This is a genomic window from Pseudomonas sp. AKS31 (assembly GCF_023634765.1).
GTDB lineage: Bacteria > Pseudomonadota > Gammaproteobacteria > Pseudomonadales > Pseudomonadaceae > Aquipseudomonas.
Window position 1 is genome coordinate 1248001 of the sequence record NZ_JAMLFX010000001.1, and the last position, 14499, is coordinate 1262499.

The following is a 14499-nucleotide window of genomic DNA, read 5'->3' on the forward strand; positions in this document are numbered from 1 at the left end:
AGGGGCCTTCACATTCCACCAACAATTCCCTGCTTCCACGCCATCCGACCCTATGGCAACTTGGCGGCCCTTGATGAGGCTGCAGTCCATGGCAAACCCCTACCGCGAATTGTTCAATGCCCCCGGCGCACGGAATTTTGTCCTGGCCGGAATGATCGCGCGCATGCCGATCTCCATGACCGGTATCGGCGTGATCACCATGCTCTCGCAGTTGAAGGGCGGGTATGCGCTGGCCGGCGCGGTGGCGGCAACTTTTGCCCTGGCCACAGCGTTTTGCGCGCCGCAGGTATCGCGTCTGGTTGACCGTTATGGGCAGCGACGCATTCTGCCGGTATCGGCATTGATCGGCGGCGGGGCACTGCTGATGTTGCTGCTGTGCACGCGGTTGCAGGCGCCGAACTGGACGCTGTTTATCTTTGCCGCGCTGGCCGGGTGCATGCCGAGCATGTCGGCGATGGTGCGGGCGCGCTGGACGGAAATCTATCGCGGTCAGCCGCAATTGCAGACGGCGTATGCGCTGGAGTCGGTGCTTGATGAAGTCTGCTTTATCGTCGGTGCACCGCTGTCGGTGGGGCTGTGCGTGACGCTGTTTCCCGAGGCCGGACCACTGGCGGGGCTGTTGATGCTGGCGGTCGGCGTCACCGCGTTTGTCGCCCAGCGCAGCACCGAGCCTTCGGTGCATCCGCATGAGCCACACCATCAAGGCTCGATCATTCGCTCCACGGACATGCAATGGCTGCTGTTGTTGATGACGGCCATGGGCGTCATCGTCGGTGTGATCGATGTGGTCAGCGTCGCGTTCGCCCAGCAACAGGGGCAACCGGCGGCGGCGAGTATCGTGTTGTCGGTGTACGGCATCGGTTCTTTCCTGTCCGGTATCGCGTTCGGTGCGATGCGCTCGAAGCTGCCGTTGCCGAGGCTGTTTTTGTACGGTGGGGTGGCGACGGCGGTGACCACATTGCCGCTCTTGCTGGCGAGCAATATTGTTGGATTGTCGGTGGCGGTGTTCGTCGCCGGGCTGTTTTTCTCACCGACGCTGATTGTGGCGATGGCGTTGATCGAACGCATCGTACCGCCGGCCAAACTCACCGAAGGCCTGACCTGGCTGGTGACCGGTTTGAGTATCGGCGTGGCGGTGGGGGCTGCCGGCGCCGGTGCGCTGGTCGATGCCTTCGGCGCGCGCAGCGGCTTCTGGCTGGCGATTGCTGCCGGGGCGGTAGTCCTCGCATCGGCGGTGCAGAGTTTCCGTCATCTGAAGTGATCGGCTCACCGACTAATTCCCGCGTCACCTCATCCGTTCTCTTTTACAGATAACCCTATTGAGGTAAACGCGGTGACAAAGCTGACACTGCTGTGCCTGCCCTATTCGGGCGCCAGCGCCATGGTCTACAGCCGCTGGCGGCGCCAACTGCCGTCGTGGCTGCACCTGCAACCGGTGGAATTGCCCGGGCGCGGTGCCCGTTTCGACGAACCCCTGCAAATCGACATGCGCGCGCTGGCCCGGCAATTGGCCGGCGAGCACAAGCCCGGCTTGCAGACACCTTACGCGCTGTTCGGACATAGCCTCGGCGCGCTGCTGGCGTGCGAGATGGCACATGCCTTGCGCGAGCTCGGAGTGCCGGAGCCGGTCGCATTGTTCGCTTCCGGCACGGCCGCGCCGACGATGCGCAGTGACTACGATCGCGGCTTTGCCGATGCGCGCAGCGATGAAGAATTGATCGAGCAACTGCGCACCTTCCAGGGCACCAGCGAGGAAGTATTGGCCAACAAAGAACTGATGAGCCTGACCCTGCCGGTGTTGCGCGCTGACTTCATGATGTGCGGGCGCTTCACCCCGGCGCAGCGGCCGTTGCTCAATTGCCCGGTGCACGTGCTGGGCGGCAAGGAAGACCGCGCGACCACCGAACAACTGATCGGCTGGAGCAAGGAAACCCTGGGCAGCTTTTCCGTGGACATGATGACCGGTGGGCATTTCTTCATTCATGAGCATGAAGCGCGGGTCATTCGCACGATCAAGACCCATCTGGAAGTCCATCACCGCCGTCATGCGCAGGCAGTGGCGCCGGCCTTTTAGCGCGGTTCACCTATCGAGTGATTACAGGAGGCCAGTCATGGCTGTTGCTGTGGGATTTTCCGTTCGGCCACTCTTGCCGCAACGGGGGCGCTTGCCGTTGTTGGTGGAAGCGACCGATGCGGACACTGACCTGTTGGCGGTGTTCGATGAATTGAAAGAATTGGTGGACGAACACCTGCTGCGCGACGGTGGGGTGCTGTTCCGTGGCTTTCGGTTGAACGGTGCCGAGCAGTTCCGTCAGTTCGCCGCCAGTTTCGGCCATCCGCTGTTGAACTATGAATTCGGTTCGACGCCGCGCACCAACGTGACGCAGGGCGTGTACACCTCCACCGAATACCCGGCGCACCAGAGCATTCCGCTGCACAACGAGCAGGCTTATTCCCGCGACTGGCCGATGAAGATCTGGTTCTACAGCATGATCGCCGCGAAGTCGGGTGGCGAGACGCCGATTGCCGACAGCCGTGAAGTCTATCGGCGCATTCCGGCGGCGATTCGCGAGCGCTTCGTCAGCAAAGGGCTGATGTATGTGCGCAACTTTGGCAACGGGTTGGATGTGGCCTGGGAAGATGTGTTCAACACCGAAGATCGCGAAGTTGTCGAAGCCTACTGCAAGGCTCACGGCATCGTCTGCGAATGGAAGGACGACGGTGAATTGCGCACCCGCCAGACCTGTCAGGCGGTGGCGGTGCATCCGGTGACCGGCGACAACGTCTGGTTCAATCAGGCGCACCTGTTCCACATTTCCAACCTGCAAGCGGAAGTGCGCGAAAGCCTGCTGGACATCGTCGACGAAGAAGATTTGCCGCGTAACGTCTATTACGGCGATGGCTCGGCGATTGAAGATGAGGTGTTGGCGCAGATTCGTGCGGTACTCGATGAATGCGCGATCAGTTTCCCCTGGCAGGAAGGTGATGTGCTGATGCTCGACAACATGCTCTCGGCGCACGCGCGTTCGCCATTCGAGGGACCGCGCAAAGTGATTGTTGCCATGGCCGAGGGGCATTCACAGGGCCCGCTCTGAGCCAACTCCGCGCCTGTTGGTAAAGCTGCCGAAGCCGGTCTCGTACCGGCTTCGGCATTTGTGTGTCTACCGTCGAGCCGCTGTTGCGTCAGCGCGCTAAATCATCGCGTTTGTCATTCGTTCTTGTTGATACGACCGGGTCTCCTGGTCACGCCGCCGATCAGCAAGGACCCCATGCATGAATGCCGCAGACGCCCAGAAACTAGCCCGTCGCTTTATCGAACTGCCACAGGACAAACGCCGTTTGTTCCTCGCCGGCATGGCCCGTGAGGGCATCGATTTTGCGCAGTTGCCCATGACTGCCTGTGACGGGATCGCCGAGCGAGACGGGCTTTCGTATGCCCAGCAGCGGATGTGGTTTCTCTGGCAACTGGACCCGCACAGTGCCGCATACAACTTGCCGATGGCGGTGCGCCTGACCGGCGATCTGCATGTGCAGGCGCTGGAGCAGGCGTTCAGTCTGCTGGCGGCGCGGCACGAGTGCTTGCGAACCACGTTCGGTCAGGAAGGTGAGCGCGCGTTCCAGCGCGTCGCCGCACCGCAGCCGTTGAAACTGCCGATCACCGATCTCAGTGCATTGCCTGAAGCCCAGCGCTGGCCGCTGGCGCAGCAGCACATGATGGCGGAGGCCGGTCAGGCCTTCGATCTGGAGAACGGCCCGCTGCTCAGCCTGCGCCTATTGCGTCTGGCCGAGCAGGAGCATGTGTTGCTGCTGACCTTGCACCACATCATCGCCGATGGCTGGTCGATGAACATTCTCATTGATGAATTCATGCGCGCTTACGATGCTCTGGTGGCGGGGCGCGAGCCATCGTTGCCGACGCTGACCGTGCACTACCGCGATTACGCCCTGTGGCAACGCAGTTGGCTGGAGGCCGGTGAGCGCGAGCGGCAGCTGGATTACTGGCGCGCACAACTTGGCGACGAGCATCCGCTGCTTGAACTGCCGACCGATCGTGCCTATCCGGCGCAATCCAGCCATCAGGGCGCGCGCCTGGAAACGGTCATCGATGCAGCGCTGCGCCAAGAGCTGAAAAGCCTTGCCCAGCGTCAGGGCGTGACGCTGTTCGTGGTGTTGTTGGCAGCGTTCAAAACGTTGCTGCATCGCTACAGCGGTCAGACCGACATCCGCGTTGGCGGGCTGATTGCCAACCGCACGCGCAGCGAAACCGAAGGGCTGATCGGCTTCTTCGTCAACACGCAGATCCTGCGCAGCGAAGTCACTGCGCAGACCCGTTTTGCCGATCTGTTGCAGAACCTGCGTCAGGCCGCGCTCGGTGCTCAGGTTCATCAGGATCTGCCGTTCGACGCTTTGATCGAAGCCCTGCAACCGGCGCGCAGCCAAAGCCACAATCCGTTGTTCCAGGTGATGTTCAACCACCAGCCGCTGGTGACCGATTTGCACGATGTGCAACTGAAGTCGGGTTTGCAGGTGGGCTATTTGACGGAAGCGCAACTGGCCGGCAGCGGTCGCCAACATGCCGCCACCAGTGACCTGATGCTCGACACCCGCGAGGAGGGTGAGCAGTTGTTCGCGGCGTTCACTTACGCCACCGATATTTTCGATGCCGCGACCATCGCCGCGATGGCCGGGCATTGGCGCAATATCCTCGCCTCCGTGTGCCGCGATCCGCAGCAAATCGTCGGCGAAGTCGAGCTGCTGGCGGCGGCCGAACGTGCGCAACTGATCCAGGCCACCGAGGCAGAACCTGTTTTCGCTAGCGTGCAGACCCTGTTCGAAGCGCAAGTAGCGCGCACGCCACAGGCATCGGCAGTGATTCTGGCGAGCGAGCCGTCGCCGTCACTCAGCTATGCCGAGTTGAACAGCCGCAGCAATCGTCTGGCCCATCAGTTGCGCGCTCGGGGTGTAGGCCCTGACGTGCTGGTCGGCGTGGCGCTGGGGCGCTCGCTGGAATTGGCAGTGGCGCTGCTGGCGGTGCTCAAGGCTGGCGGCGCTTACGTGCCTCTGGATCCACAAACCCCGGCCGAACGCTTGCGCCATGTGCTTGATGACAGTGGCTTGAAACTGTTGCTGAGCGATCACGCCAGCCTCGCCAGCCTGCCGGATCTGGATGACGTCGATTGCCTGTGCCTGGAGCAACTGGCCGACAGTGATCCTGCCGACAATCTGCCTGTGACGGTCGCCGCGCAAAACCTCGCCTATGTGATTTACACCTCCGGTTCCACCGGGCGCCCTAAAGGCGTCGCGGTCAGTCACGGCGCGCTGAGCGAGTTCATCGCCCGCGCCATTGATTACAGCGATCTGCGCGAAGGCGATCGCGTTCTGCAGTTCGCCACCAGCAGCTTTGACGGTTTCGTCGAGCAGTTTTTCCCACCGTTGTGCCATGGTGCCGCAGTCGTCCTGCGCGATGCGCGGTTGTGGGACAGCGCGGCGTTGCATCAAGTGATTGTCGATCACGGCATCACCCTGGCCGACTTGCCGGCCGCCTACTGGTACTGGCTGGTGCAGGAATATGCCGCCAATCCCCCGGGGGGATTCGCGGCGTTACGGCAGATTCACGTCGGCGGCGAGGCGATGGCGGTGGACGGTTTGCGCCTGTGGCAACAGGCCGGTTTGGGCCATGTGCGCTTGCTCAATACCTACGGGCCGACCGAGGCCACCGTGGTCTCGACCATTCATGATTGCACGGCGCTGACGGCGGATGCCGTGTCGTGGCGCGGCATCCCGATCGGCCATGGTCTCGACGCGCGGCGTTTGTACGTGCTGGACGATGATTTGAACCTGCTGCCGCAAGGTGCGGTGGGCGAGTTGTACATCGGTGGTCCGGGCCTGGCGCGGGGTTATCACCGCCAGCCGATGCTCAGCGCCGAGCGTTTTATCGCCGACCCGTTTGCCGATGGCCAGCGCCTGTACCGCACCGGCGACCGTGCCCGACTGCGCGCCGATGGTGCCGTGGAGTACATCGGTCGGGTCGATCATCAAGTGAAGATTCGCGGTTTCCGCATCGAGCTGGGCGAAATCGAGTCGCGCCTGCAGCAATGCCCTGGCGTTCGCGAAGCCGTGGTGCTGGCGGTGCCGCTCAGTGGCGGCCAGCAACTGGTGGCCTACGTAGTCGCCGATCAGGCCACGCTCGAAAACGCCGCGACGCAAGCGGCGTTCCGTCAGCAAATTCGCGCTGCCCTGCAAGCCCATTTGCCGGACTACATGGTGCCGGGTCATTTGCTGTTGCTGGCGAACCTGCCGCTGACACCCAGCGGCAAGCTCGATCGCAAGGCGTTGCCGGCACCGGATCCGAGTCAGCTGCAAGGCGACTATCGCCCGCCGCAAACCGATACCGAACAACAACTGGCGCAGATCTGGGCAGAGGTTCTGCAAGTGGCGCAGGTCGGTCTGGATGATCACTTCTTTGAACTGGGCGGCCATTCGTTGCTGGCGGCGCAAGTGATCGCGCGCATCAAAACCCGATTGGGCGTGGTGTTGCCGCTGCGCAGCCTGTTCGAAAAACCGCTGCTGGGTGAACTGGCGGGGGTGCTGGCGCAACTGGCTGACAGCGCAACGGACGACGACTGGTCCGACATGGATCAGTTCATCAATGCTTTGGAAGGAGAGGAAGTATGAGCGGCACTATGGCGGAGCGCATCGCGAAAAGGTTCGTCGGCTTGCCGCTGGAGCAGCGACGGCTGTTTCTGGCCAAGCTGCGCGCAGACGGCAAGGACTTCAGCCTGTTGCCGCTGCCGGTCAGTCGGCACGATGTCGCGCCGATTCCGTTGTCGTTCGCTCAGCAGCGGCTGCTGTTTCTCTGGCAACTTGAACCGCAGAGCGCCGCCTACAACATGGCCGCCGGCCTGCGTCTGAACGGGCGCCTCGACGAAGCGGCGCTGCAGTGTTCCTTCGATCATCTGCTGGCGCGCCATGAAGTGTTGCGCACGGTGTTCCAGACTGACGGCGATCAACCGCATCAGGTGATTCTGGCGCAGCAACCGCTGACCGTGGAGCGCATCGACCTGACGGATTTGCCGACAGCAGAACGCGAGCAAGCGTTGGCGCTGCAGGTGCAGACCGTCACCGCAAGGCCTTTCGATTTGCGTCACGGGCCGCTGCTGCGCGCGAGTCTGTTTGCCTTGGCCGACGAGGAATTCGTGCTGGTGGTGAGCATGCACCACATCGTCTCTGACGGCTGGTCGATGGACGTGATGGTCAAGGAATTCGTCCAGTGCTATCAGGCGTTCAGCCTCGAACGCGAACCGCAATTGCCGGCGCTGGCGCTGCAATACGCCGACTATGCGATCTGGCAGCGCCGCTGGCTGGAAGCCGGCGAGGGCGAGCGTCAACTCGATTACTGGCGCCAGCAACTGGGTGAGGAGCATCCGCTGCTGGAAGTGGCGCCTGACTTCACCCGGCCACTGACGCAAAGCTTCGAAGGCCAGACCCTCAGTTTTGATTTCGGTGCGCCGCTGTCCCTGCAGCTCAACGCGTTTGCCCGCAGCCAGGGCATCAGTCTGTTCATGCTGGTGCTGGCCGGGTTCTCGCTGTTTCTGTCGCGGCAGGCCGGGCAGCGCGACATTCGCATTGGCGTGCCGAATGCCAACCGTGGCCGTGCTGAAGTCGAAGGGTTGATCGGCTTTTTCGTCAACACCCAAGTGCTGCGCTGCGAAGTGGATGAGCGCGGCAGTTTTGAAGATTTGCTGGCGCGGGTACGTGAAGCTTCGTTCGGTGCCCAGGCGCATCAGGAGTTGCCGTTCGAGCAACTGGTGGACGAGTTGGTCGCTGAGCGCACCCTTGGCCACAACCCGCTGTTCCAGGCCAAGTTCAACCAGAATGTCGGCATGCAGAAACAGCGCGCGATGGCTCTGCCGGGGCTGACGGTTGCCGAATATCCGCTGGACAAGGATGGCACTCACTTCGATCTGGCGCTGGACATTACCGATGACGGCACGCTGATTCATGGCCAGATGACCTATGCCAGTGATCTCTATCGTGCGCAGACCGTGGAAGCGTTTGTGCCGGCCCTGCTTGGTTTGTTCAGCGCGTTGCTGAAAGCGCCGCAAGCGCCGTTGCACAGCGTTGCGCCGATCTCACCAGCGCCGCTCCCGGCACCTTTGCAGCCTGCGTTGTCGGTGTTGCAGCACTGGGATCGGGAAGTCGCCCGCCAGCCCGAAGCACTGGCTGCGCGCGACCTGAATCAGGCCTTGAGTTACCAGGCGCTGAATCAGGCGGCCAATCGGCTGGCCCACTATTTGCGCGCCCAAGGCGTGCGCGACGGCCAACCGGTAGCGGTGCTGATGGAGCGTTCGCTGGACTGGCTGACCTGTGTGCTGGCGATCTTCAAGGCGGGCGCGGTGTACATGCCGCTGGACGTCAAAGCGCCGGACGCACGTTTGCAGCAGATGCTCGGCGCTGCGAAAGCACGGCTGCTGTTGTGCGCCGAAGGCGATGCACGGGTGTCCGCGCTGGCGGTCGATGGCTGTCAGGGTATCGCCTTTGCAGCGCAGCAGTGGCAGTCAATGCCGGACACTTGCCCAGCCGTGACGCTGTGCGCGCAATCACCGGCGTACGTGATTCACACCTCCGGTTCCACCGGGCAACCGAAAGGCGTGCTGGTCAGCCACGGCGCGTTGGGCAGTTATGTACGCGGTGTGCTGGAGCGGATGGCGCCGACGGCGGACAGCAGCATGGCGCTGGTCTCGACCATCGCCGCTGACCTTGGTTTTACCGTGCTGTTCGGCGCGCTGTGTTCCGGGCGCTTGTTGCATGTTTTGCCGGAAGAGTTGGGCTTCGATCCGGACCGCTTTGCCGAGTACATGGCCACCCATCAAGTGGGCATGCTGAAAATCGTTCCCGGCCATCTGGCGGCGCTGTTGCAGGCCGCGCGGCCGGCGGACGTGCTGCCGGAACACGCGCTGATTGTCGGCGGTGAAGCGTGCTCGCCGGCGCTGGTCGAGCGCGTGCGCCAGCTCAAACCGGGCTGCCGCCTCATCAACCACTATGGGCCGAGTGAAACCACGGTGGGCGTGTTGGCCCATGAAGTCGGTGATCTGACCCTGACGCGCAGCGTACCGGTCGGTAGCGCGCTGGCCGGCGCTCACGTTTACGTGCTCGACGATGTGCTGAACAACGTTGCGGATCAGGTGGCTGGCGAGTTGTATATCGGTGGCGACAGCGTCGCGCTGGGCTACCTCAATCAGCCGGGGCTGACCGCCGAGCGCTTCCTGCCGGACCCGTTCGGTGCGCCGGGTGCGCGGGTCTATCGCAGCGGTGATCGGGTGCGACGCAATCGTCAGCAAACGGTGGAGTTCATCGGCCGTGCCGACGATCAGGTCAAGGTGCGCGGTTATCGCGTGGAGCCGGCGGAAGTCGCGCGGGTGTTGCTGGGCCTGGACGGTGTCAGTGAAGCGGCGGTGCTGGCGCTGGCACTGGATGACGACCCGGCGCGTCTGCAACTGGTGGCGTGGTGCGTGCCGGCGGCGGGTCTGACCTTGCAGGCGCAGGCGCTGCGCGAGCAATTGCAGGCGTGCCTGCCGGATTACATGGTGCCGGCGCAGATTGTGCTGCTGGAAACATTGCCGCTGACGGCCAACGGCAAGCTCGACAAGCGTGCTTTGCCGGTGCCGGGCGTGGTCACTCAGCACTTCGTCGCGCCGCAAGGTGAAGTTGAAGAGAAACTCGCGGCGATCTGGGCCGATGTGCTCAAGCTTGAACGCGTGGGCAGTAGCGACAACTTCTTCGAACTGGGCGGTGATTCGATCCTCAGCTTGCAGATCATTGCCCGGGCCAAACGCCAGGGCATCAAGCTGAGCCCCAAGCAATTGTTCGAAAAACAGACCATCGGCCAACTGGCAGCGGTGGCCAAGCTGATCGAAGCCAAACCCGTCGCGGCGGCACCGGCCACTCGCGGGCCGTTGCCATTGTTGCCGATTCAGGCACGGTTCTTCGAAACCGCGATTGCCCAGCGTCAGCACTGGAACCAGTCGGTGATGTTGCAGCCGACCACACCGCTCGACGCCGCGCATCTGCGCACAGCGCTGGCGGCGCTGATCGAACAGCACGACGCATTGGCGCTGAGCTTCCAGGCGTCCGCCGACGTCTGGCAGGCAATGCCGCAGGCTCAGCGTGATCCGGAGCTTTTGTGGGTGCGTGAGCTGGACAGCCTGGACGCCTTGCCGGCATTGGCCGATGTGGCCCAGCGCAGTCTGAATCTGCAACAAGGGCACTTGGTGCGAGCGGTGTTGGTGAACCTGCCGAATGCTGAACAACGCCTGTTGCTGGTCATCCATCACCTGGTGGTCGACGGGGTGTCGTGGCGCATTCTGCTGGAAGATCTGCAGCACGCTTACACCGCGTTGGCGGCAGGTACGCCGCTGGTTCTGCCGGGCAAAAGCAGCTCGCTGCACAGCTGGGCCGAGCATCTGCAGCGTTACGCGCAGAGCGAAGCGCTGGCCGTTGAAAGCGCTTACTGGCGGCAAACCCTGGAGGCGGGCGACGCGCAACTGCCACGGGACTTCCCGCAGGACACCCAGACCCGCGCCCAAGCAGCCCGGGCCAGCACGCGCTTGAGTCAGGCGCTGACCCACAAGCTGCTGAAAGTGGCGCCAGCGGCGTATCGCACGCAGATCAACGACCTGTTGCTGACGGCATTGGCGCGGGTGTTGTGCGACTGGAGCGAACAGCCTTCGGTACTGATACAACTCGAAGGACATGGTCGCGAAGATCTGTTCGACGACATCGACCTGAGCCGCACCGTGGGCTGGTTCAGTAGCTTGTTCCCGGTACGCCTGACGCCTGAATCGACGCCGGGTGCGTCGCTGTGCGCGATCAAGGAGCAACTGCGTGCGGTGCCGGGCAAGGGCATCGGTTTTGGTGTGCTGCGTTATCTGAGCCGATCCGCCGAGTTGCAGGCATTGCCGCAGCCGCGCGTAACCTTCAACTACCTCGGCCAGTTCGACGGCGCATTCAATGCCGACGCTGGCGCGTTGTTCGTGCCGAGCGGTGAAAGCACCGGCGCCAATCAGGACGCGGCCGCGCCGCTGGGTAACTGGCTGAGCGTTGACGGTCAGGTCTACGGCGGTGAGCTGGAATTGACCTGGACCTTCGGCACCGGCATGTACCGCGTAGAAACCGTCGAGGCGCTGGCCGAGGCCTACCGCCGCGAACTGGAGCGGCTGATCGAGCATTGCTGCGACAGTGGCGAGGCGGCTGTGACGCCGTCGGACTTCACGTTGGCGCGATTGACCCAGGCACAACTGTCGGCATTGCCGATCCCGGCCCGCGACATCGTCGACCTCTATCCGCTGTCACCGATGCAGCAGGGCATTCTGTTCCACAGCGTCAACGATCCGGACAGCCCGGCCTACACCAATCAATTGCGTGTGGATGTGCAACAACTCGACGCCGAGCGCTTCCGTCTAGCCTGGCAGCAAACCGTTGATGCCCACGAGATCCTGCGCACCGCATTTGTCTGGCCACAAGACGCTGCCGCCGCAGTACAAGTGGTGCGTCAAAGTGCGCAGATGCCATGGCGCGTGCAGGATTGGCGCGGTCGTGCAGACCTCGACACGGCGCTGGAGCAACTGGCCGGCGACGACCTCGCCAGCGGGTTCGACCTGACCGGCGCGCCGCTGTTGCGGGTGACGCTGGTGCGCACCGACGAGGCCACGTATCACCTGATTTACACCTGCCATCACATCCTTATGGACGGCTGGAGTACCTCGCAGCTGTTCGGCGAAGTGCTGCAGCGTTACGCCGGCATGACCCCGGCGGTCGGGCAAGGGCGCTACCGCGATTACATCGAATGGCTGGGCCAGCGCGATCAGCAGGCCAGCCGTGATTTCTGGACGGCGGCCCTCGCTGATCTTGATGAGCCGACGCGTCTGGCCAGTGCCTTGTCGGGCGGGCAACAGCTGGCTGAGGGTTACGCCGATCACGAGCACGTATTCAGCGAAACCTTGACGGCGGACTTGAACCGCTTCGCCCGCGAGCAGAAAGTCACCCTCAACACCTTGGTGCAAGCGGCGTGGCTGGTGCTGTTGCAGCGTTATACCGGGCAGGACCATGTGGCCTTCGGCGCCACGGTTGCCGGGCGTCCGACGGATTTGCCGGGTGTCGAGCAGCAGATCGGTCTGTTCATCAACACCTTGCCGGTGGTCGCGGCGCCGTCCGCCGAGATCGTCGTCAGCCAGTGGCTGCAACAGGTGCAGGACGTCAATCTGGCCCTGCGTGAACACGAGCACACGCCGCTCTACGACATTCAGCGTTGGGCCGGTGCGGGTAACGGCGCGTTGTTCGACAGCATTCTGGTGTTCGAAAACTATCCGATGGCCGAAGCGCTGCAACAAGGCCCGGCCACCGGTCTGACGTTCTCGGCAATTCGTCGTCAGGAACAGACCAACTACCCATTGACGCTGGTGGCGGTCACCGGGCGTGCGCTGAGCCTGGGGATCAGTTACGACCGGGCCAGTTTCGATGCAACCGCAATCAGCGGTTTGAGCGCGCAACTGGAGAGCCTGCTGACGCAGTTCCTCGCCGATGCCACACAGTCGCTCGGTGCCCTGCAATTGCTCGCAGAACCGCAGCGTCAACAGGCCATTGCTTGGGGCAAGGCCGACGTCGCGGCAACCGATGCGCGCACGGTGCTGGAACACCTCGCCGCGCAAGTGCAGCGCCAACCGCAAGCGCATGCGGTGCTGTTCGCCGAACAACAGATCGATTACCAAAGCCTCGATGCTCGGGCCAATCGTCTGGCGCACAAGCTGCAGGCACTGGGTGTCGGACCGGAGGTGCGCGTCGGCGTGTGTATGCGACGCACGCCAGATATGCTCGTGGCGTTGTTGGCGATCCTCAAGGCCGGTGGCGCGTATGTGCCGCTGGATCCGGACTACCCGCAGGAACGCTTGCTGCACATGCTCGAGGACAGCCGCGCCGCCGTGCTGATCACCGAGCCGGCCGCGCTGGCGCTGTTGCCTGAGACACTGAGTGCGCAGGTGCTGTTGCTGGAAGAGGGTGCGTTGAGCGCGTTCCCGGCCAGCGCACCGCTGGCGAATATCACTGCGCAGAACTTGGCGTACGTCATCTACACCTCCGGTTCCACCGGCAAACCGAAAGGCGTAGCCATCACCCACGGCAACCTGTCGGCGCTGATTCAGTGGTCGGCCGGGGTCTATCACGAAGAACAATTGCGTGGCGTGCTGGCGTCGACGTCGATCTGCTTCGACCTGTCGGTCTGGGAAATCTTTGTCACCCTGGCCTGCGGTGGTTGCCTGGTGCTGGCGGACAATGCGCTGGCGCTGGCCGATTTGCCGGCCCGCGAACAGGTCACCCTGATCAACACGGTGCCGTCGGCGATTGCCGCGCTGCAACGGGCCGGGCAGATTCCGCATTCGGTGGCGACCATCAATCTGGCCGGCGAACCGCTCAAGCAAAGCCTGGTCGACACGTTGTACGCGAGCACGTCGGTGCAGCAGGTCTACGACCTCTACGGGCCGTCGGAAGACACCACCTATTCGACCTTCACCCTGCGCACACCTCAGGGGCAGGCGAACATCGGCCGGCCGTTGCCGAACACCGAGGCCTATTTGCTCGACAGCCAGTTGCAAGTGCTGCCGAGTGGCGTTCCCGCCGAGTTGTATCTGGGCGGTGCCGGTGTGACCCGGGGTTACCTGCTGCGCGCGGCACTGACCGCCGAACGTTTTGTGCCGAACCCGTACGCCAGCAACGGCGAACGCCTGTACCGCACTGGCGATCTGGTGCGCCAGGGCCACGACGACAACATCGAGTACATCGGCCGGGCCGACCATCAGGTGAAGATTCGCGGCTTCCGTATCGAACTCAGCGAAATCGAAGCGCGGCTGCTGGAGCAGGACGAGATCCGTGAAGCGGTGGTACTCGCTCAGGACGGTGCCGCCGGCAAACACTTGCACGCCTACGTGGTGGCGGCGCAGGCAGTGGTCGATCAAACGGTGTGGGCAGAACGCTTGCGCAATGCCCTGGCCAGTCGCTTGCCAGCGCACATGGTGCCGGGCCACTTGCACCTGGTCGACGCCATCCCGCTGACCCCCAACGGCAAGCTCGATCGCAAGGCACTGATGGCGTTGGGTGACGGCCCGACGCAGCAGCATTACCAACCGCCGCAAAGCGATTTGCAGTGGGAAGTGGCGACGATCTGGCAGGAAGTGCTGGAGGTTGAGCAGGTGGGCCTCGCGGACAACTTCTTCCAGCGCGGCGGGCACTCGTTGCTGGCCACGCTGGTGGTGACCCGGATCAAGGAGCGTCTGGGCGACAAGGTGCCGCTCAAGGAGCTGTTCGAAACCGATACCCTCAAGGCGTTCTGTGCGCGAATCGAGGCCCTGCGCGTCGAAATGTCGCCCGTTCAGGATGAATTGGCTAAATCCCTGGAGGCCCTCAAACGTCTATCCCTCGATGATCTGGAAAAACTGATTTCTTGAGAGG

Annotated in this window: 5 protein-coding genes; all 5 read left to right on the forward strand. The window is 63.1% G+C overall.

All coding sequences use genetic code 11. The features are described 5' to 3' along the window. Positions 1–88 precede the first annotated feature (88 nt). On the forward strand, positions 89–1261 hold the full coding sequence (locus M9827_RS05590; protein ID WP_250604066.1) for an MFS transporter: 1173 nt from the start codon (positions 89–91) through the stop codon (positions 1259–1261). A gap of 72 nt (positions 1262–1333) precedes the next feature. Next, positions 1334–2074: a thioesterase II family protein gene (locus tag M9827_RS05595; RefSeq protein WP_250604067.1), complete on the forward strand. Its 741-nt coding sequence runs from the start codon at positions 1334–1336 to the stop codon at positions 2072–2074. 37 nt (positions 2075–2111) lie between these two features. Beyond that, positions 2112–3095, forward strand: a complete 984-nt coding sequence (locus tag M9827_RS05600; RefSeq protein ID WP_095111786.1) for a TauD/TfdA family dioxygenase — start codon at positions 2112–2114, stop codon at positions 3093–3095. A 178-nt stretch (positions 3096–3273) separates the two neighbouring features. Further along, positions 3274–6675, forward strand: coding sequence for a non-ribosomal peptide synthetase (locus M9827_RS05605; RefSeq protein ID WP_250604069.1), 3402 nt, complete (start codon positions 3274–3276; stop codon positions 6673–6675). Continuing rightward, positions 6672–14495 (forward strand): non-ribosomal peptide synthetase, encoded by a 7824-nt coding sequence (locus M9827_RS05610; RefSeq protein WP_250604071.1) that lies wholly within the window; start codon positions 6672–6674, stop codon positions 14493–14495. Before M9827_RS05605 ends, M9827_RS05610 begins: the two co-directional genes overlap by 4 nt. Positions 14496–14499 lie beyond the last annotated feature (4 nt).